Origin of the sequence: Mycobacterium nebraskense (genome assembly GCF_002102255.1) — a bacterium.
In the GTDB taxonomy this organism is placed as follows: domain Bacteria; phylum Actinomycetota; class Actinomycetes; order Mycobacteriales; family Mycobacteriaceae; genus Mycobacterium; species Mycobacterium nebraskense.
Window position 1 is genome coordinate 23,172 of the sequence record NZ_LQPH01000057.1, and the last position, 23,400, is coordinate 46,571.

27 protein-coding genes are annotated in these 23,400 nt (G+C 67.6%); 16 read left to right on the plus strand and 11 right to left on the minus strand.

Translation table 11 applies throughout. The features are described 5' to 3' along the window. Positions 1–64: 64 nt before the first annotated feature. Positions 65–355, minus strand: coding sequence for a hypothetical protein (locus AWC17_RS06085; protein WP_046182152.1), 291 nt, complete (start codon positions 353–355; stop codon positions 65–67). Between the two features lie 230 nt (positions 356–585). On the opposite strand from AWC17_RS06085, the gene AWC17_RS06090 reads away from it, so the two are divergent. Next, positions 586–1,854, plus strand: coding sequence for a cytochrome P450 (locus AWC17_RS06090; protein WP_046182151.1), 1,269 nt, complete (start codon positions 586–588; stop codon positions 1,852–1,854). After that, entirely contained in the window at positions 1,851–2,630 is a 780-nt protein-coding gene (locus tag AWC17_RS06095; RefSeq protein ID WP_046182150.1) for a lysophospholipid acyltransferase family protein, read from the plus strand. Before AWC17_RS06090 ends, AWC17_RS06095 begins: the two co-directional genes overlap by 4 nt. A gap of 10 nt (positions 2,631–2,640) precedes the next feature. Here AWC17_RS06095 and AWC17_RS06100 read toward each other — a convergent pair whose 3' ends face one another. Further along, positions 2,641–4,038, minus strand: coding sequence for a WS/DGAT/MGAT family O-acyltransferase (locus AWC17_RS06100; RefSeq protein WP_046182149.1), 1,398 nt, complete (start codon positions 4,036–4,038; stop codon positions 2,641–2,643). A 112-nt stretch (positions 4,039–4,150) separates the two neighbouring features. Here AWC17_RS06100 and AWC17_RS06105 point away from each other — a divergent pair, with 112 nt between their 5' ends. The 3 genes from AWC17_RS06105 to AWC17_RS06115 all read left to right on the plus strand — a co-directional run bounded on the left by AWC17_RS06105 (position 4,151) and on the right by AWC17_RS06115 (position 6,894). After that, the gene (locus AWC17_RS06105) at positions 4,151–4,801 is read left to right on the plus strand and encodes a maleylpyruvate isomerase family mycothiol-dependent enzyme (protein ID WP_046182170.1); all 651 of its coding nucleotides are present in this window, start codon (positions 4,151–4,153) and stop codon (positions 4,799–4,801) included. A gap of 144 nt (positions 4,802–4,945) precedes the next feature. After that, a complete protein-coding gene (locus AWC17_RS06110; RefSeq protein ID WP_046182148.1) occupies positions 4,946–6,094 on the plus strand; it encodes a thiolase family protein in 1,149 nt (382 codons plus the stop codon). Then, positions 6,091–6,894, plus strand: coding sequence for a crotonase/enoyl-CoA hydratase family protein (locus AWC17_RS06115; RefSeq protein ID WP_046182147.1), 804 nt, complete (start codon positions 6,091–6,093; stop codon positions 6,892–6,894). The genes AWC17_RS06110 and AWC17_RS06115 overlap by 4 nt, the downstream gene beginning before the upstream one ends. A gap of 73 nt (positions 6,895–6,967) precedes the next feature. Here the strand turns inward: AWC17_RS06115 and AWC17_RS06120 are convergent, their stop codons facing one another. Together AWC17_RS06120 and AWC17_RS06125 are read right to left on the minus strand one after the other, a co-directional pair. Beyond that, entirely contained in the window at positions 6,968–7,984 is a 1,017-nt protein-coding gene (locus AWC17_RS06120) for an NAD(P)/FAD-dependent oxidoreductase (RefSeq protein ID WP_046182146.1), read from the minus strand. Then, positions 7,981–8,481: an isoprenylcysteine carboxyl methyltransferase family protein gene (locus AWC17_RS06125; RefSeq protein WP_046182145.1), complete on the minus strand. Its 501-nt coding sequence runs from the start codon at positions 8,479–8,481 to the stop codon at positions 7,981–7,983. The genes AWC17_RS06120 and AWC17_RS06125 overlap by 4 nt, the downstream gene beginning before the upstream one ends. 165 nt (positions 8,482–8,646) lie before the next feature. On the opposite strand from AWC17_RS06125, the gene AWC17_RS06130 reads away from it, so the two are divergent. Both AWC17_RS06130 and AWC17_RS06135 read left to right on the plus strand, forming a co-directional pair. Beyond that, a complete protein-coding gene (locus AWC17_RS06130) occupies positions 8,647–9,792 on the plus strand; it encodes an NAD(P)H-binding protein (protein WP_046182144.1) in 1,146 nt (381 codons plus the stop codon). Next, entirely contained in the window at positions 9,789–10,511 is a 723-nt protein-coding gene (locus AWC17_RS06135; RefSeq protein WP_046182143.1) for a CPBP family intramembrane glutamic endopeptidase, read from the plus strand. The genes AWC17_RS06130 and AWC17_RS06135 overlap by 4 nt, the downstream gene beginning before the upstream one ends. Before the next feature lie 6 nt (positions 10,512–10,517). Here the strand turns inward: AWC17_RS06135 and AWC17_RS06140 are convergent, their stop codons facing one another. Then, the gene (locus AWC17_RS06140) at positions 10,518–11,858 is read right to left on the minus strand and encodes a DUF2867 domain-containing protein (protein ID WP_046182142.1); all 1,341 of its coding nucleotides are present in this window, start codon (positions 11,856–11,858) and stop codon (positions 10,518–10,520) included. Positions 11,859–11,941: 83 nt separating this feature from the next. Further along, the gene (locus AWC17_RS06145) at positions 11,942–12,751 is read right to left on the minus strand and encodes an enoyl-CoA hydratase (protein WP_046182141.1); all 810 of its coding nucleotides are present in this window, start codon (positions 12,749–12,751) and stop codon (positions 11,942–11,944) included. Positions 12,752–12,851: 100 nt separating this feature from the next. Here AWC17_RS06145 and AWC17_RS06150 point away from each other — a divergent pair, with 100 nt between their 5' ends. Together AWC17_RS06150 and AWC17_RS06155 are read left to right on the plus strand one after the other, a co-directional pair. Further along, entirely contained in the window at positions 12,852–13,937 is a 1,086-nt protein-coding gene (locus tag AWC17_RS06150; RefSeq protein WP_046182140.1) for a CaiB/BaiF CoA transferase family protein, read from the plus strand. Between the two features lie 43 nt (positions 13,938–13,980). Then, positions 13,981–14,745, plus strand: a complete 765-nt coding sequence (locus tag AWC17_RS06155) for a 3-hydroxyacyl-CoA dehydrogenase (RefSeq protein WP_046182139.1) — start codon at positions 13,981–13,983, stop codon at positions 14,743–14,745. Between the two features lie 131 nt (positions 14,746–14,876). Here AWC17_RS06155 and AWC17_RS33790 read toward each other — a convergent pair whose 3' ends face one another. Then, positions 14,877–14,999: a hypothetical protein gene (locus AWC17_RS33790; protein ID WP_085981634.1), complete on the minus strand. Its 123-nt coding sequence runs from the start codon at positions 14,997–14,999 to the stop codon at positions 14,877–14,879. Positions 15,000–15,308: 309 nt separating this feature from the next. Between AWC17_RS33790 and AWC17_RS06160 the strand changes: the two genes are divergently transcribed. Together AWC17_RS06160 and AWC17_RS06165 are read left to right on the plus strand one after the other, a co-directional pair. Next, on the plus strand, positions 15,309–17,642 hold the full coding sequence (locus tag AWC17_RS06160) for an MMPL family transporter (RefSeq protein WP_085164416.1): 2,334 nt from the start codon (positions 15,309–15,311) through the stop codon (positions 17,640–17,642). A gap of 65 nt (positions 17,643–17,707) precedes the next feature. Next, positions 17,708–18,337 (plus strand): class I SAM-dependent methyltransferase, encoded by a 630-nt coding sequence (locus tag AWC17_RS06165; protein WP_046186345.1) that lies wholly within the window; start codon positions 17,708–17,710, stop codon positions 18,335–18,337. Positions 18,338–18,346: 9 nt separating this feature from the next. Here the strand turns inward: AWC17_RS06165 and AWC17_RS06170 are convergent, their stop codons facing one another. Beyond that, entirely contained in the window at positions 18,347–19,060 is a 714-nt protein-coding gene (locus AWC17_RS06170) for an NAD-dependent deacylase (protein ID WP_046186346.1), read from the minus strand. Between the two features lie 37 nt (positions 19,061–19,097). On the opposite strand from AWC17_RS06170, the gene AWC17_RS06175 reads away from it, so the two are divergent. Then, on the plus strand, positions 19,098–19,463 hold the full coding sequence (locus AWC17_RS06175) for an Rv1152 family transcriptional regulator (RefSeq protein WP_046186347.1): 366 nt from the start codon (positions 19,098–19,100) through the stop codon (positions 19,461–19,463). Positions 19,464–19,484: 21 nt separating this feature from the next. On the opposite strand, the gene AWC17_RS06180 is transcribed toward AWC17_RS06175, so the two are convergent. Then, a complete protein-coding gene (locus tag AWC17_RS06180) occupies positions 19,485–20,006 on the minus strand; it encodes a DUF1697 domain-containing protein (protein WP_197083500.1) in 522 nt (173 codons plus the stop codon). A gap of 76 nt (positions 20,007–20,082) precedes the next feature. Between AWC17_RS06180 and AWC17_RS06185 the strand changes: the two genes are divergently transcribed. Together AWC17_RS06185 and AWC17_RS06190 are read left to right on the plus strand one after the other, a co-directional pair. After that, a complete protein-coding gene (locus tag AWC17_RS06185; RefSeq protein ID WP_046186348.1) occupies positions 20,083–20,526 on the plus strand; it encodes a PPOX class F420-dependent oxidoreductase in 444 nt (147 codons plus the stop codon). 37 nt (positions 20,527–20,563) lie between these two features. After that, complete coding sequence (locus tag AWC17_RS06190) at positions 20,564–20,752, plus strand: DUF5302 domain-containing protein (protein ID WP_046186349.1); 189 nt, start codon at positions 20,564–20,566, stop codon at positions 20,750–20,752. Between the two features lie 46 nt (positions 20,753–20,798). Here AWC17_RS06190 and AWC17_RS06195 read toward each other — a convergent pair whose 3' ends face one another. Further along, positions 20,799–21,332 (minus strand): nuclear transport factor 2 family protein, encoded by a 534-nt coding sequence (locus AWC17_RS06195; RefSeq protein WP_046186350.1) that lies wholly within the window; start codon positions 21,330–21,332, stop codon positions 20,799–20,801. A gap of 113 nt (positions 21,333–21,445) precedes the next feature. Here AWC17_RS06195 and AWC17_RS06200 point away from each other — a divergent pair, with 113 nt between their 5' ends. Continuing rightward, the gene (locus AWC17_RS06200; RefSeq protein ID WP_046186351.1) at positions 21,446–22,018 is read left to right on the plus strand and encodes an HhH-GPD-type base excision DNA repair protein; all 573 of its coding nucleotides are present in this window, start codon (positions 21,446–21,448) and stop codon (positions 22,016–22,018) included. Between the two features lie 29 nt (positions 22,019–22,047). Further along, positions 22,048–22,194: a hypothetical protein gene (locus AWC17_RS06205; RefSeq protein ID WP_007169078.1), complete on the plus strand. Its 147-nt coding sequence runs from the start codon at positions 22,048–22,050 to the stop codon at positions 22,192–22,194. Between the two features lie 72 nt (positions 22,195–22,266). On the opposite strand, the gene AWC17_RS06210 is transcribed toward AWC17_RS06205, so the two are convergent. Further along, positions 22,267–23,397: an Rv1157c family protein gene (locus tag AWC17_RS06210; RefSeq protein ID WP_085164424.1), complete on the minus strand. Its 1,131-nt coding sequence runs from the start codon at positions 23,395–23,397 to the stop codon at positions 22,267–22,269. Positions 23,398–23,400: the final 3 nt, after the last annotated feature.

Here is a 23,400-nt window from a genome sequence, read left to right on the forward strand (position 1 = left end):
ATTGCCGTCATGGCTGTGGTTTTGGCTCAATCGTGACCATGGCGGCAATCTCGGCGCGGGCGGGTCAGCCGGACGCGACAGGCCGTTTCAAGGTACAGACGATGCTCCACTCGAAGTAGTGGTCGCCGCCTTTGTCATAGTCCTTGAAGCGGTGGGCGACCTGGGTGCGTTGCACCGAAGACCCGACGATCTCCCAGCCCTGTTGCCCGTAGGCCTGCGTTAGGTGGTTCGCCTCGTCCAGCACCGCTTGCAGGGACTCGTTCGTATACGAGACGAAGGTGCTCTCCCATTGCTGGGGATACCACTTGCCGTCCGATGCCAGCCACCAACCGGGGCCGGGTGAAGGAGTGCTCACGTCGGGGCACCCTACGACGCCGACGCCCCCGGAAATATGAACCGCACATGACCGACGCGACACGCACCGCCGAAGAACTGGTGTCGACCGTAGGGGAACGCTTTCGGTTGCCACGCCAGGCGCATTCGCCTTGACCTAATATTTGTTCAGCTCGTACATTGGGATCTGAGTTAGTTACGCCCGGGGTGGCCAGCGCTGTGGGCGATTGCTTTGGATGTCGAGGAGTTCCGTTGAGCGATTTCGAGTCGGTCGATTTCTTCACTGACCCGGCCCTGGTCCCGGACCCATACCCCTACTTCGATCACCTGAGGCAGCGCTGCCCCGTGCTGCCGCAACCCGGGGCGGGCGTGGTGGCGATAACGGGGCACTCCGAAGCGCTCGCCGTCTATAAGGACCCGGCGTTCTCGTCGTGTGTGTCTGTCGCGGGCCCGTTCTCCGGGCTGCCATTCGAGCCCGAGGGTGACGACATCGGTGCGCTGATCGAACAGCATCGCGCGCAGATTCCGATGAGCGAACACATCGTCACGCAAGATCCTCCGGACCATACCCGTACACGTGGCCTGCTCAGCCGGCTGCTGACGCCTAAGCGGCTCAAGGAAAATGAAGAATTCATGTGGCGGCTCGCGGATGAGCAGCTCGACGAATTCGTGTCCCGCGGAACGTGTGAGTTCCTCGATGACTATGCACGACCGTTCTCGGGATTGGTGATCGCCGACCTACTGGGAGTTCCGCCCGAAGATCACGAGGAGTTCCGCATCGCCTTCTCCGGCAAGGTCTCAGGCGGAATCGAGGACGACTCGATGACGCGCGCGCACAACCCGTTGGAATACCTCGACGAAAAGTTCACCGCCCATATCACCGAACGCCGACGCGAGCCGCGGGAGGATGTGCTGACCGAGCTCGCTCAGGCGAAGTATCCCGACGGTTCGACTCCCGAGGTCATCGACGTCGTCCGGCTCGCCACTTTCCTTTTCGCCGCCGGTCAGGAGACCACGACGAAGTTGCTCAGCTTCGGCGTCCGGATGATCGCCGAAAACCCTGAGCTCCAAGCGCTGCTCCGCGAAGACCGCAGCAAGATCCCCACTTTCGTCGAAGAGACGCTGCGGATGGAAAGCCCGGTCAAGTGTCACTTCCGCATGGCCCGCACCTCGACGTCAATCGGCGACATCCCAATTCCGGCCGGCAGCACGGTGATGTTGCTGCCCGGCGCGAGCAATCGAGACGCACGTAAGTTCGCCCAACCCAACGAGTTTCGTATAGATCGGTCGAATGTCCGCGAGCACGTGGCTTTTGGGCGAGGCAACCATTCCTGCCCCGGTGCGCCGCTGGCGCGGGCGGAAGGACGGATTTCGCTCAACCGGGTGCTCGACCGGATGTCGGACATCAGCATCGTCGAGGCGAAGCACGGGCCGGCACAAGGGCGCCGCTATACATATGAACCGACCTGGCAGATGCGCGGGCTCACCGAGTTGCACCTCCGGTTCACACCGGTCACGTGAACACAACCGAAATCACCAGCTGGGACCCCGAGTTCACCGAGCGGTTGGTCGGCGCGGTCGAACCCGTTGCCCGGCGCTGGTTTCGGTACGAGGTGCGCGGACTGGAGTCGTTGCCGGCAACGGGCGGCGTCCTGGTGGTGGCCAACCATTCGGGCGGCATGCTGACGCCGGATGTGCTGATTTTCGCCGCAGCGTTTTACCGCGCGTTCGGCTACGACCGCCCGCTGTACACGCTCGGCCACGACGGGCTGTTCCCGGCGCCGGTGGCGGATTGGCTTGCCCGCGTGGGCGTGATTCACGCCAGCACGGACAACGCCACCAACGCGCTGCGGTCGGGCGGCGTCGTACTGGTCTTCCCCGGCGGTCTCTACGATGCCTACCGGCCGACGCTGGCGGAAAACGTCATCGACTTCAACGGGCGCACCGGATATGTCAGGTGCGCCATCGACGCCGGCGCGCCGATCGTGCCGGCCGTGTCCATTGGCGGGCAGGAAAGCCAGCTTTTCTTGACGCGCGGTGGGTGGCTGGCGAGGCGGCTGGGCCTGTCCCGGTTCCGGTCGGACATCCTGCCGGTAACCCTGGGTTTTCCGTTCGGGCTCAGCGTCATCGTGCCGCTCAATCTCCCCTTGCCCACGAAGATCGTCACCCAGGTCCTGCGGCCGATCGAGATCAAACGCGACGCGGACGTTTCCGGCGTCGACGCGGACGTCCGGTCGCGGATGCAGGCGGCCCTCGACCGACTGGCCGGCCAGCGGCGGTTTCCCATCCTGGGCTGAGCCGACCGCCCTACCCGAGCGCGTCGGAAAAGCCGGCCGCTGAGCGTATTTCACGGAATGCGCAAACCATGGCGTCGGTCATCTCGTGGGTGTCGCCGAGGGTGCGGTCGTCGGCGATGACCGAGATGTTGAGCTGGTCGACGTAGCTCCACACCGTGATATTGACGCCGCAGCCGGCGATCAGCGGGCCGGCCGAATAGATTTCGCTGACCGGAGCGCCGGCGAACTGGCCCGGCTCCCGCGGTCCCGCGACGTTGGACACGGGAAGGTTGAACAACCGGTTCTGCGCACTCCGTCGGGCCAACCATCTGAAGGCCGGAGGCGCCGCAACGGGCGGCAGGTAGGTGATCAACCTCCCATAGAGCTCGGGGCCGAACAGCTCGTTGTTCTCTTTGGCGATCGCGGTGCTGGTAGCGGTGAGCTTTACCCGCTCCAACGGGTCGCTGATGTGCGTCGGCAGCGACACCGCCATTCCGCCGAGCTCGTTGCCGCTTATCCGGTGCGGCGACCTGCCCGTACTGGCCGGAACGGATGCGACGAGGGGTCGATCCGCGCACCCGTCGTAGCGGAATAGCAACTGCCGCAACGCACCCGCGGCGCTCGCCATCACCACGTCGTTGACCGTGATTTGCAGGCTTTTACCGGTCTCCTTCACTTGCGCCAGCGACAGCGTCGCGGTCGCAAAAGTCCGCACCGGTGACACCACGTGGTTGATGAAGGTCGGCGGCGCGTGCAGCATTCGGGCGAGGTCAGGATGCGTGCCGCGCTCGCGGGAGCGCTGGCGCAGCCGCCGCACCCCGGAAACCGCGTCTGTCACCACCCGGGGCAGCGCGGCCAACTGTTGTGCATGGTCGCGACCCGCCGTGCGTAGCAGCTCGCCCTTAGACGGCGGCACGCAGGTCGTCTCGTTGTCACGTTCGTCCTGCACCGCGCCCGGCAGATCCATCACCCGGGCCAGAAGGTTGGCCGATGCCACTCCGTCGGCCAGGGCGTGGTGCAGCTTTCCGATGATCGCGAATCTGTGACCGGCCATGCCTTCGGCGAAATAAAACTCCCAAAGCGGGCGGCCGCGGTCCAGCGGGGTAGTGGCGATGTCCCCGATGACTCCGTCAAGCTCCCGGCGCCCACCGGGGCCGGGCACCCGGATGCGCCGCAGGTGGTAGTCGAGGTCGACATCGCAATTCTCCAGCCACATCGGATGATGCAGTCGCCACGGGATGTCGACGAGCCTGTACCGCAACGGATCCAGGCGGTGCAGTCGCCGGAGCAAGGTGTGGCGGAAGAGCTCGAAATCGAAGCCGTCGGGATAATCGGTGGCATCGACGATCGCCACCTTCAACGTGTGCGTGTGCAGGTTCGGCGTCTCGCTGTACAGCAGCATCGCGTCCATGCCGTTGAGACGTTTCACTCGACCATTATCGCCACGGCACGGCTTGCGCAGAACGAATTCCTGGTTTGGCATCCCGGCAACCCCTATCCTCTGTTGAACCAAATATCTGTTCCGAGCTAGAGTGCTCCTGGTGCGCGTCCAACGCGAGCAAGTCTTCGCCGCTGTTGCAGACGAGCGACGTCAGGTCGCGACCCTGATCGACCGGCTTGACGACGCCCAACTAGCGGCGCCAAGCCTGTGCGCTGGCTGGGATATCAAGACGGTCGCCGCGCACCTGGTCAGCGTCTTCGCCGACAGTTTCTGGGTTTTCATGGGAATGGCTCTGCGCCGCGGCAGTATGGCTCGCGCGATCGACGAACTTGCGCGGCGTCGCGCCCGGCTGCCGGCGACCGACATCTCCGCGACCCTACGCGGGTGCGCCGACCATCCCCTGAGTCCGCCGCTCTTCGGGCCGCTCGACCCGCTCGCCGATATCCTGGTCCATAGCGGTGATATCCGGATTCCCCTCAGTCTGCCGTTCGAGCCCGACCGGGGGCTGGCGGCGTTGGCCCTGGATTTCTTGACTGGGCCGTGGCCGTTCGGATTCGTGCCGCTGGGTCGACTCCGGGGCATCTCCTTGTATGCCAACGACATTGATCGTGCGTGGGGGAGGGGAATGGAAGTCCGAGGACCGGCGCCCGCCTTGATGATGGCCGTCAGCGGCCGCCCCGCACTCCTACACCTTCTCGACGGGCCGGGGCTACCCTTACTCCGCCGCCGGCTGCTGCCCGGAAAGCAGTAGCCCACCGCTCCTGCAAAACGGCGGCTCGCGGTGCGGAGCCGAGAATCGACCCCGCCCCGCGCCCTCCCAACGCGTTGGTTGACAATCGACCCAAGGCTCACTTTCACCAATGTCTGAGGTTCTAGCGTCAAAGGAGACACAACCATGGCTGAAGCCGTCATCGTCGAGGCAGTGCGCTCACCGATCGGGAAGCGCAACGGCGGGTTGTCCGGGGTACACCCGGCGGACCTGTCGGCGCAGGTCCTCAACGGGTTGGTGGAGAGGGCGGGCGTCGACCCCGGGATCGTCGACGACGTCATCTGGGGCTGCGTGATGCAGGCCGGTGAGCAGGCCCTGGACATCGGCCGCACCGCGCTGCTGGCCGCCGGCTGGCCGGAGACCGTCCCGGGCGTGACGGTCGACCGCCAGTGCGGCTCGAGCCAGCAGTCCATCCACTTCGCGGCCGCCGGCGTGGTGGCCGGGCACTACGACGTCGTGGTGGCCGGCGGCGTGGAGTCGATGTCGCGCACCCCGATGGGCTCGTCGCTGGCCAACGGCGGGCGGCCCTACCCGAAGACCTTCCTGGACCGCTACGAAGGGCAGATCCCCAACCAGGGCCTTGGCGCCGAGACGATCGCCGAGCAGTGGGGCCTGGACCGCACCGCTCTCGACGAGTTCTCCCTGGGTTCGCACGAAAAGGCCGCGGCCGCACAGGATTCCGGTGCGTATGACGACCAGATCGTTGGCATCAAGGATCAGGACGGCAACGTGGTGCTCAAAGATGAAGGCATCCGCCGCGGCACCCCGATGGAGAAGATGGCGTCGCTGAAGCCGGCGTTCAAGGAAGACGGTGTGATCCACGCCGGCAACTCCTCGCAGATCTCCGACGGTTCGGCCGCCCTGCTGTTCATGTCCGCCGAGAAGGCAAAGGAACTCGGCCTCAAGCCGATCGCGAAGGTGCACACCGCGACGCTGGCCGGGGCCGACCCGGTGATCATGCTGACCGCGCCCATCCCGGCCACCCAGAAGGTGCTGAAGAAGTCCGGCCTTTCCATCGGCGACATCGGGGCCTATGAGGTCAACGAGGCTTTCGCCCCCGTTCCCTTGGCGTGGCTGAAAGACATCGGCGCCGACGAGAAGAAGCTCAACCCCAACGGCGGTGCCATCGCGCTGGGCCACCCGCTGGGCGGTTCCGGTGCGCGGTTGATGACCACGCTGCTGTACCACATGCGGGACAAGGGGATTCGCTACGGCCTGCAGACGATGTGCGAAGGTGGTGGCCAGGCCAACGCCACCATTGTGGAGCTCTTGTGACGGACGCCGTCACCGACCAGCCGGCGGTGCTGGTCGAACGCCACGGCGAGGTCATGGTGATCACCATCAACCGGCCCGCGGCCCGTAACGCCGTCAACGGCGCCGTCAGCATCGGCGTCGGGGACGCGCTCGACGAGGCGCAACACGACCCCGAGGTGCGGGCCGTGGTGATCACCGGTGCCGGCGACAAGTCGTTCTGCGCCGGCGCCGACCTCAAGGCGATCTCGCGCCGGGAGAACCTCTACCACCCCGACCATCCCGAGTGGGGCTTCGCCGGTTACGTGCACCACTTCATCGACAAGCCCACCATCGCGGCGGTCAACGGCACCGCGCTGGGCGGCGGCACCGAGCTGGCGCTGGCCAGTGACCTGGTGGTGGCCGACGAGCGGGCCAAGTTCGGCCTGCCGGAGGTCAAACGCGGTCTCATCGCGGCCGCCGGCGGCGTCTTCCGGATCGTGCAGCAGCTTCCGCGCAAGGTGGGGATGGAGCTGCTGCTGACCGGCGAGCCGATCACCGCCTCCGACGCCTTCGAATGGGGCCTGATCAACCAGGTCGTCAAGGAGGGCGCGGTGCTGGAAGCCGCGCTGGCCCTGGCCGCGCGGGTGACCGTCAACGCGCCGCTGTCGGTGCAGGCCAGCAAGCGCATCGCCTACGGGGTCGACGAGGGCGTCGTCACCGATGAAGAAGCGGGTTGGGCGCGCACCATGGACGCGATGCGCGACCTGATCCGGTCGGAAGATGCCAGGGAGGGGCCGCTGGCGTTCGCCGAGAAGCGCGAGCCGGTCTGGAAGGCGCGCTAGTCGCGATCGCGAGTGCGTGTTGGGGGCACCTCCCGTTGGGGGGACAGGGCAAAGCGGGTCGCCACTATCAGGACTAGGTCGCCAGGACGTTCATCCCGCGCTGGAACGCGGCGGGCAGCAGCGTGCATGCCGGCACGATCGCGCGGCGCGTCACCGGTGGGGCACTGGCCAGCACCAGTGCGCGGGTGAGTAGTCGGTAGTTGCGGGTAATCCGTTGCCACGCAGGCTCATACGACGACGGCGCCTCGTCGACGATGGCAGCGACCGCCGCGGCCGCTTGCTTGACCGCCAGGCTGATGCCCTCGCCGGTCAGCGCGTCCTCATACCCCGCCGCGTCACCCACCAGCAGCACCCGCCCCGCAACCCGGCGGGAGACCACCTGCCGCAACGGCCCGCACCCGCGTGCCTCGCCCCGGCCGGCGGCTCCCAACTGCCGGGCCAGCTGGGGAAACCAGGCCAGGTCGGGCCGGCCCCGCGACAGGATCGCCACGCCGACCAGGTCCGGCTCCACCGGGGTCACGAACGCCTCGCCCCAGCGCGACCAGTGCACCTCGACGAATTCCGACCACGCCGGCACCCGGAAATGCCAGCGCACGCCGTAGCGCCGCGGTGTTCCCGCCGTCGCCGTGATTCCGACGGCTCGCCGGACCTGAGAGTGCAGTCCGTCGGCGGCCACCACCCATCTCGCGCGTACACCGGCGGCCGTCACTCCGTGAGCGTCCTGTTGCACGGTGGTGACCCGTGCCCGAAGCCATTCGGCGTCTTGCTCTTTGGCGCGTGCGGCCAGCGCCGCGTGCAGCGTGGTGCGTCGCACACCCCGGCCCGGTCCGGTGCGAAACCGCGCCTGCGCCCGGCGGTGTTCGCTCACGTAGGCGATTCCGTGAAAGGGCATGCCGGCCGGATCGACCCCGAGGGACGTCAGCTCGGCCAGGCCGCCGGGCATCAGGCCCTCGCCGCATGCCTTGTCGATAGGGCCCTCTCGCGGGTCGGCGACGATCACCGAAAGTCCTTGCCGACGAGCGTGTAACGCCGTGGCCAGGCCGCCCGGGCCCCCGCCGACGATCAACAGGTCGGTGTCGTAGTCGCTCACGTGTAGCCCAGTGCGGAGTTCTCGACCTGCAGTCGCACCCTCAGCAACGCCGCGTTGGCGAGCGTGAAAATGGCCGCGGTCAGCCACGCCGTGTGCACCAACGGCAGCGCCACCCCCTCAGCCACCACTGCAACATAGTTGGGATGGTGCAGCCAACGGTAGGGACCCTCCCGCACCAGCGGAGCTTCCGGCAGCACGATCACCCGGGTGTTCCACCGCCGGCCCAGCGTGGCGATGCACCACCAGCGCAGGCCCTGGCTGAGCGCCACCAACGCCAGCATCGGCCAGCCCAGCCATCCGATGAACGGCCGGTGCAGCGCCCACGGCTCGAGGATGCAGCCGACCAGCAGTGCGGTGTGGAGCACCACCATCACCGGGTAATGCGGTCGACCAAACTCCTTGGCGCCCTGGGCAAACGACCACTGCGCGTTTCGCTTGGACACCACCAGCTCGATGACGCGTTCGATGCCGACCGCCAGGACCAGCAGGTAATACATGTCTCCCCCTATCTCTTGACGAGGACTCCTTGTCCGGGTCACGGTGCTGCCGCCGCGCCGGTTCACCCGCCGCGAGCGTAACGATACGGCGGAAATCCGGGCTGGAAGTCGCCGTGGCGTTACGTACGCGGACACGCCCTGCGCCCGCCCGCTAGGTTGGACAGTATGCGGATTCTGGTCACCGGCGCCACCGGCTATGTCGGATCACGGCTGGTCACGGCGCTGCTGGCGGACCGGCACCAGGTCATGGCCGCCACCCGAAACGCGGAGCGCCTCAGGCGGTTCGGCTGGTTCGACGACGTCACGCCGGTGACCCTCGACGCCGCCGATCCCGCGTCGATCCGGGCAGCCTTCGCCAGCTCCGGCCCCATTGACGTGGTGTATTACCTGGTGCACGCCATCGGCCAGCCCGGCTTCCGCGACGCCGACAAGGGCGCGGCCGCCAACCTGGCCGCCGCGGCCAGGGACGCCGGTGTGCGACGCATCGTCTACCTGGGCGGATTCGTGCCCGCCGACGAGGTTTTGTCCGAACATCTGACCAGCCGGGCCGAGGTGGCCGAGGCCCTGACGGTCCCGGACGGCCCGGAGCTGGTGTGGCTGGGCGCGGCGATGATCATCGGCGCAGGCTCGACCTCGTTCGAGATGATGCGCTACGTCGGAGACCGTTTTCCGCTCATGCCCATACCGAGCTGGATGGACAATCCGATCGACCCGATCTCCATCCGCGACGTCCTGCATTACCTCGTCGCCGCGGCCGACTCCGACCCGGTACCGGCGGGTGCGTACGACATCTCCGGCCCGGATACCACGTCCTACCGGGGGCTGCTCAAGACGTATGCGCGCATCTCCGGTAGGTGGCACGCCGGGTTGCCCGTCGGCAGGGTCGACACCGGGCTGGCGTCGCTGATCACCGGCGTCGCACTGCCGGTGCCTCCGGGGCTGGCCGGGGATCTAGTCGAATCGCTGGACCATCCGATGGTGGCGTCAGAGAGCGACCTACGCGAACGAGTGCCCGACCCGCCCGGTGGGTTGCTCGGCGTCGACGACGCCATTGCCCTAGCCTTGGCCGATCAGCCGCATCGTTCGTCCCCGGTCAACGCCCTGGCCGACCCCCATCACCTGGCCAACACCGATCCCGCGTGGGCCGGCGGTGATGCGCGGCGCATCCGCCACGTCGCGGGGCGGCTCACTCCATCGGTCGTGCGGCCGGCACTGGGGCTGGTGAGCATGGTCCCCGGTCCGCTCGCCGGAGCGCTTCGAACCGGCCTTGACGTCCTGATCGCCCTGACCCCGAAGGTGCGTCCCGCATGAGCCAGTCAACCGCCCCGTCCAGCACCGGCACGCTGTCCGAATGGTGGCGCACGCTCACCAAAGTCGCTGTGCCCCACCATGAGTCGCCCGCCGTCGCCCGACGCCGGAGGGTCATCGTCGCCATCACGGTGGTGGTCGGCGCCGGGGTGCTCGCGTTTTCGTTACGGCGCCATCCGGGGGACTCGAGCTTTTACTGGCTGACCCTGGCGCTGGCGGGGGTGTGGCTCGTCGGCGGGTTCGTCTCCGGCCCGCTGCATCTGGGCGGCATCTGCTGGCGCGGCCGCAATCAACGGCCGGTCGTCACCGGGACGACGATCGGCCTGCTGCTCGGCGGGGTTTTCGTGATCGGCGGGCTGATCGCCCGGGAGATCACACCCGTGGCGGAGTTGATAACCCGGGTGCTGCTGTACGCCCATCACGGGTGGTATCCGGTGATCGTGGCGATCACGCTCGTCAACGGCGTCGCCGAGGAAGTGTTCTTTCGCGGCGCGCTCTACACCGCCCTGGGCCGCTATCACCCCGTCGTGATCTCGACCATCCTCTACACGTGCGCGACGCTGGCCAGCGGCAACCCCATGCTCGGCTTCGCCGCGCTCATCCTGGGGACGGTGTGCGCGTTCGAGCGCCGGGCCACCGGTGGTGTCCTGGCGCCGGTGCTCACCCACTTGGTATGGGGACTGATCATGGTTCTGGCGCTGCCCCCGATGTTCGGCGTCTGACGCCGGCTATCGGGCCGAACCGACGACCTCACGGGCCAGCGCACGCATTGCGGCGGTGTGGAACGGTCGGACGAAGAACCAGTAGACCCGCCCCGGAATGCCCGTCGGCAGAAAGATCGACCGCTGGACATAGCGAGTGCCGCGACCGTCTTGCTGCGTGACCGCAATCTCGAGCCACTCCCGTCCCGGCGCTCGCTTGGTGGAGCGCAGCCGCAACAGGTTTCCCGCGGCACGCTCCTCGACCTTCCAGTCGCCCGCCCGCGAGTTCACCGCGGCCTCCGCGGCCTTCCAGACGTCCGCCGGTTCGGCGGTGGTCGCGGCGTCGCGCACATCGGTGTAGACGATCTCGCCCGCCCAGTCCGGATCCGTGGGCAGCGCCTCGGCCGGTTCGGACCGTAACGACGACCACGAGGGTTCCGGGACGCCACGCGCCGCGCGGGCGAGCGCCAACTCGACAGCCCGGCGGTATCCGGTCAGGCCGTTCGGCGGGGGTTCGATGACACTGTCGACGTCGTTGTTGCGCATCACCGCGTCGCACTCCAGCGATTCGATCAGCGGGCGCGCCAAACCGGGCGGGATCGGCGTCACCGTTCCGACCCAGAGGCTGGCGATCGTCGGCGTCAAGAACGGCAGCACGATCAGATAGCGCTTGCCCAGGCCCGCAACGTCGGCGTAGACGCGCATCATGTCGCCGTACTCCAACACGTCGGGTCCGCCGATGTCCCAGGTGCGCGATGACGGCACCGCCGCCGTGGCCGCCGCGACCAGGTAGTACAGCACGTCGCGCACGGCGATCGGCTGGATCTTGTTGTGCACCCACTTCGGGGTGGTCATCACCGGCAACCGATCGGTGAGGTGCCGGATCATCTCGAAAGACGCCGATCCCGAACCGACGACGACGCCCGCCTGCAGCACTATGGTTTCGATGCCCGAGGCGATGAGCGCATCGCCGACGGCCGTCCGCGACTCCAGGTGTGGTGAGAGCTTGCGGCCCTCGGGGTGCAGCCCACTCAGATACACGATGCGCCGCACCCCGGTGCGGCGGGCTGCGGTCACGACGTTGCGGACCGCGCGCGTCTCCTCGTCGGCGAAATCCTTCGCCGTGCCCATCGAATGGACCAGGTAGTAGACGACGTCGATCCCGTCGAACGCCGCGACCAGCGAATCGATGTCACCCAGATCGCCGCGCACGACCTCCGCCTGTTGCCGCCACGGGACGTCCGCCAACTTGGCCGGATCGCGCGCCAAGGCGCGGACCTGGTGACCTTCGTCCAGCAGTCGAGGCGCCAGCCGGGCGCCGATGTAGCCGGTCGCCCCGGTCACGAGACAGCGAACCTGTCCAGCCATCGATTCTCCGTTCGTCGTCCTCCATTATTCGGACCCGACGAGGGGAGGATTACCGGCTGGGCCCACCCGTAAGCGCCATAGCGTCACCGGTCGGTGAAGTCGGGCGCGCGGCGCTGCTGGAAAGCGGTTGCGCCCTCGACGAAGTCGTGTGATCGCAGCAGGACGGCCTGTCCCTGGTATTCACGCTGCAAGGCCGGATCCAACTGGGTGAGGGTGGCCGCGTTGATGGCGAGCTTCGTCTTGCCGAACGCCACGGCGGGGCCCGCCAACAACCTCGCGATCACCTTGTCCACCTCGGCCTCGAATTCGTCGGCCGGGTAGACCGCGCTGACCAGGCCCCAGGACAGCGCCTCGGCGGCGGGCAGGCGTTCGGGCAGCAGCGCCATCTGCATCGCCCGGATGCGGCCGACGGCGGCGGCGATCAACGCGGACGCACCGCCGTCGGGCATCAACCCGATCTTGGTGAAGGCGAGCATGAAAAAAGCGCTTTCCGAAGCCAATACGACGTCGCAAGCCAGTGCCAGCGAAACGCCGACGCCGGCCGCCGGTCCCTGAACCACGGCGACCACCGGGTGCGGCGCCGCGGCGATCGCCCGGATCAGCCGGTTGATCTCCAAGACGATTTCATCCGGCGAGACGCCGGTTTCGGACACGTCGTCGGCGCTGATGCCCGCCCCGGAACAGAAGCCGCGGCCCGCACCGCCCAGGCGCACCACCTTCACCTCCGGGTCGGTGGCCGCGCGTTCCATCGCGTCGGCGATCCCGGTAATCACCGGCACGGTCAGCGAATTGAGGCTGTCGGGGCGGTCGATGGTCACCGACAGCACGCCGTCGGACAGCGTGACGGAAAGGCCTGCGACGGGAGTCAGGGTGTCGATCACGGATTGCGGCATGGGCTCACCCTAGGTGACCGGGCTGCGCGGGCGTCGCGGGCGGCTGCGAAGATGCCAACAACAACAACGGGCGTCAGAGCAGACGAAAGGTCGGTAGATCGTGGCTGGACCGCTGAAGGGACTTCGGGTCGTCGAGTTGGCCGGCATCGGGCCGGGCCCGCATGCGGCGATGATTCTGGGGGATCTGGGAGCCGATGTGGCGCGCATCGATCGGCCTTCAACCGGTCCGGGCGGTATCGCGAAGGATGCCATGCTGCGCAACCGGCGCGTGGTGACCGTCGACCTCAAGTCCGACGAGGGGCGTGCCGTCGTGCTGAGGCTCGTGGCCAAAGCCGACGTGTTGATCGAGGGCTTCCGTCCCGGAGTCACCGAGCGGCTTGGCCTCGGCCCCGAGCAGTGCGCCGAGGTCAACGAGCGGTTGATCTACGCGCGGATGACCGGCTGGGGACAGTCCGGCCCGCGCAGTCAGCAGGCGGGCCACGACATCAACTACATCTCGCTCAACGGGATCCTGCACTCCATCGGCCGGGCAAACGAGCGGCCGGTGCCGCCGCTGAACCTGGTCGGCGACTTCGGCGGCGGCTCGATGTTCTTGCTCGTCGGAATCCTGTCCGCGCTGTGGGAGCGGCAGAACTCCGGCAAGGGTCAGGTCATCGACGCCGCTATGGTCGACGGCTCGAGCGTGCTGATCCAGATGATGTGGGCGATGCGAGGTCTGGGCATGTGGTCGGACGTGCGCGGCACCAACATGCTCGACGGCGGCGCCCCCTACTACGACACCTACGAGTGTGCCGACGGACGCTACGTCGCCGTCGGCGCCATCGAACCGCAGTTCTACGCGGCCTTGCTGGCCGGGCTGGGCCTGGACGCCGCCAACCTTCCGCCGCAGAACGACGTCACCCGCTGGCCCGAACTGCGCGGGGCGCTGACGGCGGCGTTCGCCAGTCACGACCGCGACCACTGGGCGAAGGTGTTCGCCGATTCGGACGCCTGTGTGACGCCGGTGCTTGCATTCGGCGAGGTGCACACCGAGCCGCACATCACCGAGCGGAACACCTTCTACGAAGTCGACGGTGGTCTGCAGCCGTTGCCGGCCCCGCGTTTTTCCCGCACCACGCCCGACGTGCCTCGCCCGCCGGCCGCGCCACTGGCCGACGTCGAGGCCGTTCTCAACGACTGGGTATAGTCGCCAACCAACTGGTTGGCTGGACTCGCAAGGAAGGACTCGCATGAAGATCAAAGACGCCGTCGCCGTGGTCACCGGGGGTGCCTCCGGCCTGGGCCTGGCGACCACCAAGCGGCTGCTGGACGCCGGGGCGCAGGTGGTGGTGATCGACCTGCGGGGCGAAGAGGCGGTCCAGGAGCTCGGCGAGCGCGCCCGTTTCGTGCAGGCCGACGTCACCGACGAGGCCGCCGTCGGCAAGGCGCTGGACACCGCCGAGTCGATGGGCCCGCTGCGCATCAACGTCAACTGCGCGGGCATCGGTAACGCCATCAAGACGCTGTCCAAGGACGGCCCGTTCCCGTTGGACGCGTTCAAGAAGGTGGTGGGTGTCAACCTGATCGGCACGTTCAACGTGCTGCGGCTGGCCGCCGAGCGCATCGCCAAGACCGAACCGGTCGGCCCCCCAGACAAACAAGAGCGTGGCGTGATCATCAACACCGCCTCGGTCGCCGCGTTCGAGGGCCAGATCGGCCAGGCCGCCTACTCGGCCTCCAAGGGCGGCGTGGTCGGCATGACGCTGCCGATCGCGCGCGACCTGTCGCGCGAGCTCATCCGCGTGATGACCATCGCGCCGGGATTGTTCAAGACCCCGCTGCTGGGTTCGCTGCCCGAGGAGGCGCAGAAGTCGCTGGGCAAGCAGGTCCCGCACCCGGCCCGGCTGGGTGACCCCGACGAGTACGGGGCGCTCGCGGTGCACATCATCGAAAACCCGATGCTCAACGGCGAGGTCATCCGGCTGGACGGCGCCATCCGCATGGCGCCTCGCTGAGGTCCTCAAACACGAAAGCCCCCCGCGATCAGCGGGGGGCTTTCGTACGAAGAAAGAACTTATCGACGGAACCATCGACTGACGGCGGGTTCGGCCATCAACAGCCGTGCGAGCATGCTCATGGTCGCAGCTCAGCTCGCCGCTTGCAGTTCTTCGAACTGCTCGGAGGTCTCGCCTTCCACCAGCACGTCGCCGTGGTAGAGGGCTTCGAAGTCAACCTTGATGACGTCGGCACTTGTGTCGTCGATCCACATGACACTGAGCGTATGGGCCACCATTAAGGAATCTTTGAGTCACGATTCGGAAAATGGTGGCAATTTACCGGCGGGTAGGTTGTTGGCCGTCAAGCGTGGCATTTAACCCCGTGAGCTGCTTAGTTGGCGCACATTTTTCTGGCCGGACTCTTACCGTCGCCGCGGTTTAGAACGCCCGTTGAACGTGTCGCCGTCGCCGCCCGTGCTTCCAGAAGGAATCTGTTTGACGCGTGAAAACTAGCGTTTGTTAGGTTGTCGCGGGTACGCCAGCGGCCAGCGCGATCAGCACCGGCGGCGGAAGGGCTCGAAATGCTGCAGGGGATCGCCCGAGTGGCCATTGCGGCGCCGCGCCGCATCATCGCAATAGGTGTGCTGGTCTTCATCGCCGCCGCGGTCTTCGGCATCCCCGTCGCCAAGAGCCTGTCTCCTGGAGGTTTCCAGGATCCGGACTCGGAATCCGCCCAGGCGATCCACGTGCTGAGCAACAAGTTCGGGCAGAGCGGTCAGCAGATGCTGATCCTGGTCACAGCTCCGGGGGGTACCACCAGCGAACAGGCCCGCAACGTGGGCACCGACCTGGTCAACGAGTTGCAGAAGTCACCGTTGGTCTACAACGTGTCGTCGCCGTGGACTCGACCTTTTTCTGACGCCCCGGGGGCGTCAGACGACCTGGTCAGCCGCGACGGCAAGTCCGGTCTGCTCGTCGTCAACCTCAAGGGCGGCGAGAACTTCGCGCAGAGCAACGCCCAAACCATCTCGGACCAATTCATCCACGACCGTGACGGCGTCACCGTTCGCGCCGGCGGCTCGGCGATGCAGTACGCCCAGATCAACACGCAGAACCAGGCCGACCTGCTGGTGATGGAGATGATCGCGCTGCCGCTGAGCTTTCTGATCCTGATCTGGGTGTTCGGCGGGCTGCTGGCCGCGGCGTTGCCGATGGCGCTGGGCGCGCTAGCCGTCGTCGGTTCGATGACCGTGCTGCGGCTGGTCACGTTCACCACCGAGGTGTCGATCTTCGCGCTCAACCTGAGTACCGCGTTGGGCCTGGCGCTGGCCATCGACTACACACTGCTGATCGTCAGCCGCTATCGCGATGAGTTGGCCGAGGGCAGCGACCGAGAAGAGGCGCTGATCCGGACCATGGCCACCTCCGGGCGCACGGTGTTGTTCTCCGCGGTCACCGTGGCGTTGTCCATGTCGGCGACCGTGGCGTTCCCGATGTACTTCCTCAAGTCGTTCGCCTATGCCGGCGTGGCCACCGTGGCGTTCGTCGCGACCGCCTCGATCGTGATCACCCCGGCCGCCATCGTGCTGCTGGGCCCCCGGCTGGACGCGCTGGACGTGCGCCGGCTGATGCGCCGGGTCTTCCGGCGTCCCGAGCCGGTGCACAGGCCCGTCGAGCAGCTGTTCTGGTACCGGTCGAGCAAGTTGGTGATGCGGCGCTGGGCCCCGATCGGGCTGACCGTCGTCGCGCTGCTGCTCCTGCTCGGGCTTCCGTTCATGGGCGTGAAGTGGGGTTTTCCGGACGACCGGGTGCTGCCGCGGTCGTCGTCGTCGCACCAGGTCGGTGACCAACTGCGCAACGATTTCGCGCACGACTCCGCGACGTCCGTTCCGGTCGTCGTTCCCGACGCGCGTGGCCTGAACCCGGCGGACCTCGACCGGTACGCCGCCGACTTATCGCGGGTTCCCGACGTCTCGGCGGTGTCGGCCCCCGGCGGAACGTTCGTCGGCGGGAACCGGACGGGACCGCCGGCCGGAGCCACCGGGCTGGCCGACGGCAGCGCGTTCCTGACCGTCGGCAGCACGGCGCCGCTGTTCTCCCCGGCGAACGACGCCCAACTCAAGCGGTTGCATAAGGTGCCCGGGCCGGGGGGCAGAGCCGTCGCGATGGGCGGCGTCGCCCAGGTCAACCGCGACAGCGTCGACGCGGTCACGGACCGACTTCCGCTGGTGCTCGGGTTGATGGCCGCCATCACCTTCGCGCTGCTGTTCCTGCTCACCGGCAGCGTGGTGCTGCCGGCGAAGGCGCTGGCCTGCAACATCCTGTCGCTGACCGCGGCGTTCGGTGCGCTGGTGTGGATCTTCCAGGACGGGCATCTGGGCGCGCTCGGAACCACGTCGAGCGGGACGCTGGTCGCCAACATGCCGGTGCTGCTGTTCTGCATCGCCTTCGGGTTGTCGATGGACTACGAGGTCTTCCTGCTCTCGCGGATCCGCGAGTACTGGCTCGCGTCCGGCGCCGCTCGACCGGCGCGGCCGAGCCCGAAACAGGCGGACGCCGCCAACGACGAGAGCGTTGCGCTCGGCGTCGCCCGCACGGGCCGGGTGATCACCGCGGCCGCGTTGGTGATGTCCATGTCGTTCGCCGCGCTGATCGCCGCCCACGTCTCGTTCATGCGGATGTTCGGCCTCGGTCTGACGCTCGCCGTGCTTGCCGATGCCACCCTGGTGCGGATGGTTGTCGTGCCGGCATTCATGCATGTGATGGGGCGGTGGAATTGGTGGGCGCCCAAGCCCATGGCCTGGCTGCACGATAGGTTCGGCATCAGCGAGGGAGGGGCCGACGAGACCAAATACGTCGAGCCGGTCCCGCTCGATGGTGGCCCGCTGAGGGAACCCGTGTCCAACATCGGTTAAGCCGCCGATCGATCCGTCGGCAAGACCTTATTCTTTGGCCCATCCGAGTCGGAAGGTTGACCTGTATGACAACGGCGGTGGACAACCCGTTCTTCGCGCGCATCTGGCCCGTCGTGGCCACCCACGAGACCGAGGCGATACGGGCCCTTCGCCGGGAGAATCTGGCCGGGTTGTCGGGGCGGGTGCTGGAAGTCGGTGCCGGCATCGGGACGAACTTTCCCCACTACCCGGAGTCGGTTCACGAGGTGGTCGCGGTGGAGCCCGAGCCGCGGCTGGCGGCCCAGGCCCGAGCCGCGGCCGACGTGGTGCCCGTCCGCGTCGTCGTGACGGGCGAGACGGCGGAAGGGTTCAGCGGCGGCGAGCCGTTCGACGCCGTGGTGTGCTCGCTGGTGTTGTGCTCCGTGCGCGATCCCGGCGGCGTGCTGCGACGCCTGTATTCGTCGCTGCGCCCGGGTGGGGAGTTGCGGTATCTCGAGCACGTGGCCAGCGCCGGCGCGCGGGGCCGGTTCCAACGGTTCGCCGACGCGACGGTGTGGCCCAGGCTGTTCGGCAACTGCCACACCCACCGGGATACCGAGCGCTCGATCATCGACGCCGGATTCGAAGTCGACGTTTCCCGGCGGCAGTTCACGCTGCCGGCGTGGGCGCCGATGCCGGTGTCGGAACTCCTGCTGGGCCGCGCCCGCAGGCCGTAGCTCCCGGGGCTATTTCAACAGGGCCGGCAGCCGCTGCAGCAACCCGGGCAACGCCTGGCCGGCCGTCTCGCGGATGCTGATCGTCGCGTTCCTGGACAGCGGTGTGACCTCGGGGTTGACCTCGATGACGACCGTGCCACGCGACAGCGCCAGCTCGGCCAGCCCGGCGGCCGGATAGACGATCGCCGAGGTTCCGACGACCACCATCACGTCGGCGGCCTCGGTCGCCTCGACGGCGGACTGCCACGGCGCGTCGGGCAACTGTTCACCGAACCACACGATGTCGGGCCGGATCAGCCCGCCGCATTGACAGACCGGCGGCTCCACCTCCAGCATCGGTTCGGGCATCTCGGGTAGCGTGCCGGCGTAGGGCATACCGCAACGGTCGCAACGGAATTCGAATAGACTGCCGTGCAGGTGGTGAACGGGCAGGCTCCCGGCGCGCTCGTGTAGGTCGTCGACATTCTGCGTGATGACGCTGACCTCGGCACCGTCCTGCCAGGCGGCGATGGCGCGGTGCCCCGCGTTGGGCTGGACGTCGGCCACCAGATAGTGACGCCACAAGTACCATCCCCAGACCCGCTCGGGGTTGTCGCGCCACCCTTGCGTGCTGGAGAGCTCGTAGGGGTCGAAGTGGGCCCACAATCCGTTCTTGTCGTCGCGGAAGGTCGGCACCCCGCTCTCCGCGGAGATTCCCGCGCCGCTCAGCACCGTTACTCGCATCCCACAAAGATAGCCGTGCTTGGGACATACTGAGGACGTGGAGCTGCGGGATTTGCTGAAGGTCGACGTGAAGGCGGGCAAGCCGCTGTTCGACCAGCTCAGGACCCAAGTCATCGACGGCGTTCGGGCCGGCGCGCTGCCGCCGGGGACCCGGCTCCCCACGGTGCGCGACCTAGCCGGTCAGCTGGGCGTCGCGGCGAACACCGTGGCCCGTGCCTATCGCGAACTGGAGTCGGCGGCGATCGTCGAAACCCGTGGGCGCTTCGGCACTTTCATCTCCCGCTTCGACCCGACCGACGCCGCGATGGCGGCCGCCGCCAAGGAGTACGTCGAGGTGGCCCGGGCGTTGGGGCTGACCAAGTCCGACGCGATGCGCTACCTGACGAACGTGTCGGACGACTGAGCGCGCTTGGCGCGCCGTGTTTTAACGCAACACCTTGGCCAGCGTGCGCAGGTTGCGGGTCGTCGTCGAGGACTTGTAGCGCGGCTTGCCCATCGTCTTGCCGATCGCGCTGTCCAGGGTGGCGCCCTTGGGCACCTGCCAATAGATGACGCCCGCGCCGGGGGCGATGCGCTCGTCCGGGCCGGCGCCCTCCCCCAGCGCGGCGAGTTCGTCGAGCGCCGCGTTGTCGGCGACGAACGTGACGTAGGACTGGTAGCCGTCGACCTCGGGCTCGAACGGGTAGGCGGCGACAATGGCCCGCACCGTTGCGAGGTCATAAACCAGCACCCAGGCGTCGTAGCCGAACCTCTCGCGCAACGTGGCTTCGGCCTTCTTGCGCACCGCCGCCGCGCCGGCGGATGACTCCAGCACGACGTTGCCGCTGGCCAGGATGGTGCGCACGTTGGTGAATCCCGCGTCGGTCAATGCGCGCGCCACCTCGGCCATTTTGAGGTTGACGCCGCCGACGTTGACGCCGCGCAGGAACGCCGCGTACGTGGTCACCATCCGATTCCACCAGGCCGGCCCGTGAAGACGCGAACCGGGACCGGTTGCCGGACGCGCGACGTAGGCTTTCGGCATGGGACGCCAAGTCTTCGACGACAAGCTGCTGGCCGTGATCAGTGGAAACTCTCTCGGAGTGCTGGCCACCATCAAACGCGACGGGCGTCCCCAGCTGTCGAACGTGAGCTACCACTTCGACCCGCGCGACTTGGCCATCCGAGTGTCGATCACCGAACCGCGGGCCAAGACGCGCAACCTGCGCCGCGATCCGCGGGCTTCCATCCTGGTCGACGCCGACGACGGGTGGTCGTATGCGGTGGCCGAAGGCACGGCGATACTGACGCCCCCGGCGGCCGCCCCCGGCGACGACACCGTCGAGGCGTTGATTGCCTTGTACCGCAACATCGCCGGGGAACACCCGGATTGGGACGAGTACCGCCGGGCGATGGTCACCGATCGGCGGGTGGTGCTGACCCTGCCGATCGCGCACGTGTACGGAATGCCGCCCGGCGTGCGCTAGGCGCCCAATTGCGGCGATCCCGGGCTAGGCTGCCCGTATGGCTGAATCGAAGTCTTCGGAGGCACCGGAATCGGACGACGACACCAAGCGCAAGTTCCGGGAAGCCCTCGACCGCAAGATGGCCAAGTCGTCGGGCGGGTCCGACCACAAGAACTCCGGCGGCAAGCAGCCCCGGGCGCACGGCCCGCTGGAGAACCGCCGCGAATTCCGCCGCAAGAGCGGCTGACCGGCCGCCACTCATTGTGCGCCAACGACTTTCGGCGCGACCTCACTCAGCCTTTGGGCGGTGTGAATAGGCCGATCGAAGGGTCGGCTTGGCCTGGTTTGCCGCGCAGGCTTCCCCGGGTGCTGGGATGCCCGAAGTTCACCTGGGATGGGTCGTTTTGGTATGCCCAGTCCGCCACGATGGTGCGTTGACTGAACTTCCAGCGGGCGTCGTGTTTGCTGTACTTGTCCAGGTACCGGCCGCCGATGATGACGTCTAAGTCGTGTTCGGGACCCGCGAAGGTGTGAAACACCAGGCAGTAGATCTCCCCGCGGGCAGTATCGCCCTCGATCACGAAGTTGGTTGTGGTGATGTTGTGTTGGGAGACACGCACGTACGGTTCCGCGGCCTGTAGTTGTGCGATGAACTGTTCGACGCCGCCCGTCGAGAACGAGCCGTGCGCGTCGGTCGCATCGGGGTGGTACAGGTTGCGCAGCGCTTCATAGTCGGCGCGGTCGACGGCCCGGCAATAAGCAGTGACGAGCGCGTGCAGTTCGTCGCGGGCCAGCATCAGTGCCAATCGGGCCTCATCCACCACCAGGTCACGATAACGCGGTGGTTATGTGCTGGTCGTCGCCGTTGTCCAGGTGAGTAGTCTGTCGAACACATGGGTCGTCGGTCGTAGGGTGTTCAGCGGAAGGAAGGTCGTTGACGGTGAAACTTTGGCTCGCTCAAGATCCTGAGGCCGACGCGCTGCTGGACGAGAATCCGTTGGCCCTGCTCATCGGGATGGTTCTTGATCAGCAGGTGCCCTTCGAGACGGCCTTCGCGGGACCGAAGAAGATCGCGGACCGGATGGGCAGCTTCGGTGCCCATGAAATCGCCGAGTACGACCCCGACAAGTTCGCCGCGCTGTGTTCGGAAAGGCCTGCGATACACCGGTTTCCGGGATCGATGGCCAAACGTATCCAGACCCTGGCTCAGATCATCGTGGACCGTTACGACGGCGATGCCGCCGGCTTGTGGAAGGACGGGGATCCCGACGGCGCGGAGCTGCTGCGGCGCATCAAGGGGCTACCCGGTTTCGGCGAGGTCAAGGCGCAGATCTTCCTGGCGCTGCTGGGCAAGCAGTACGGCGTCACCGTCGAAGGCTGGCGCGCGGCGGCCGGGCAGTTCGGCAAGGCCGGCACGCACATCTCCGTCGCCGACATCGTCGACGCCCAATCGATGGGCGAAGTGCGTTCCTACAAGAAGCAGATGAAGGCAGCAGCCAAGGCGGCGAAGTAGTTGCGTGAACAGAAGGGAAGGGCGGCAACGTGAAGACACACCTGACGTGTCCGTGCGGGGAAGCCATCGTCGGCAAGGATGAGGACGAGCTGGTCGAGCTGACCCAGGCTCACCTTGCCAGCGTTCATCCGGGCCTCGAGTACGACCGGGACGCGATCCTGTTCATGGCGTACTAGCTGTCCGTCTGACGCGAGCGTGCGTGCCCCGGTGGGGGACACGCGCGCTCAGGGCAGGGAACAGTGCTGGCCCTACGGCACCACCGTGGAGCCGATCGTGGGCATGAACTGGCACTGCTTTTCCTTGGTGGTGACCTGCCCGAAAATGGTCGACATGATGCTGCCCGACCCGGTGTCGGCAATCGCGGTCAGCGTCGTCGGCCCGTCGGCATTGATATCGGTGCGCGGCTTGAGCGCGACCGTTCCCGACTTGCCCGTGGTCAGGTTCACCCACGTGACGTTCAACGGCAGCTTCTGCACCTCGGCGGGTCCGGGGGTGCCGACGGCGGTGAACACGTAGGCGGTCTGCCCGGGGCCCGGTCCTGGCGTCGGGATCTTCGCCGGCCCCGCCACCGAGAGCGCGGTGGCGATCGCGGTGGTGCCGTCCGCCAGGCAATTGGTGCCGATCGAGGGATACATGAAGTCCTGCGTGGGCGGAGCGTCAGGGCCGAAACCCGGAGCCGCCGCCGGTGCCGCGGCGGGCGCGGGAGCCGGTGCGGCGGCCGGTGCAGCTTCGGCGGGTGCGGGGGGCAGCGGTGCGGGCGCCGCTACGGGTGCGACGGTGCCGGGCGCCTGCGCCGAAGCGGGCGGCGCGGCCACCGAGGGGGTCGCAACCGGCGGAGCGGCGACCGGCCCGGGCCCGGCCGCGTGTGCCGGGTCGATGCCGGTCGGCAGGTGTGACTGCGCGTCCGGTGCGATGCCTGCCGCCGGCGGGGCGGCGACCGGTCCGGGCCCGGCCGCGTGTGCCGGGTCGATGCCGGTCGGCAGGTGTGACTGGGCGCCCGGTTCGACGCCCGCCGCCGGCACGTGTGGCACCGGGCCGTCCGGGAGGGCAACCCCGGGCTCGGCGGCCGGCGAGCCCGGCTGGGCCAGGAACTGATTCACCGACGTGGCCACGTTGCGGGACTCAGTGGGCGCGTTCTGGTTGTGGCTGAAAGCCTGCGCTGCGGCCATGAGTAGCTGTGTCGCCTGCCCGGGATCGGTGGCCGCCTGCTGGATGATCGGGCTCAGCTGCGACAACGCCGGCAGGCCCGGGAGTTCTTGAGTCGAGTTCGGTTGCGGTGTCGCCGGATCGGCTGCCGCGCTCGGGCAGAACCCGAACGCGGCAGCCGATGCCGTGACGACAGCGGCCAATCCTTTGGACAGATTCCAAGTGGTTGCCACGGT

Coding starts and splice junctions, on each gene's coding strand:
- AWC17_RS06110 (WP_046182148.1), top strand. CDS start 4,946: ATGGCTGAAGCCGTCATCGTCGAGGCAGTGCGCTCACCGATCGGGAAG.
- AWC17_RS06125 (WP_046182145.1), bottom strand. CDS start 8,481: ATGTATTACCTGCTGGTCCTGGCGGTCGGCATCGAACGCGTCATCGAG.
- AWC17_RS06130 (WP_046182144.1), top strand. CDS start 8,647: ATGCGGATTCTGGTCACCGGCGCCACCGGCTATGTCGGATCACGGCTG.
- AWC17_RS06135 (WP_046182143.1), top strand. CDS start 9,789: ATGAGCCAGTCAACCGCCCCGTCCAGCACCGGCACGCTGTCCGAATGG.
- AWC17_RS06140 (WP_046182142.1), bottom strand. CDS start 11,858: ATGGCTGGACAGGTTCGCTGTCTCGTGACCGGGGCGACCGGCTACATC.
- AWC17_RS06145 (WP_046182141.1), bottom strand. CDS start 12,751: ATGCCGCAATCCGTGATCGACACCCTGACTCCCGTCGCAGGCCTTTCC.
- AWC17_RS06155 (WP_046182139.1), top strand. CDS start 13,981: ATGAAGATCAAAGACGCCGTCGCCGTGGTCACCGGGGGTGCCTCCGGC.
- AWC17_RS33790 (WP_085981634.1), bottom strand. CDS start 14,999: ATGTGGATCGACGACACAAGTGCCGACGTCATCAAGGTTGACTTCGAA.
- AWC17_RS06160 (WP_085164416.1), top strand. CDS start 15,309: ATGCTGCAGGGGATCGCCCGAGTGGCCATTGCGGCGCCGCGCCGCATC.
- AWC17_RS06165 (WP_046186345.1), top strand. CDS start 17,708: ATGACAACGGCGGTGGACAACCCGTTCTTCGCGCGCATCTGGCCCGTC.
- AWC17_RS06170 (WP_046186346.1), bottom strand. CDS start 19,060: ATGCGAGTAACGGTGCTGAGCGGCGCGGGAATCTCCGCGGAGAGCGGG.
- AWC17_RS06185 (WP_046186348.1), top strand. CDS start 20,083: ATGGGACGCCAAGTCTTCGACGACAAGCTGCTGGCCGTGATCAGTGGA.
- AWC17_RS06190 (WP_046186349.1), top strand. CDS start 20,564: ATGGCTGAATCGAAGTCTTCGGAGGCACCGGAATCGGACGACGACACC.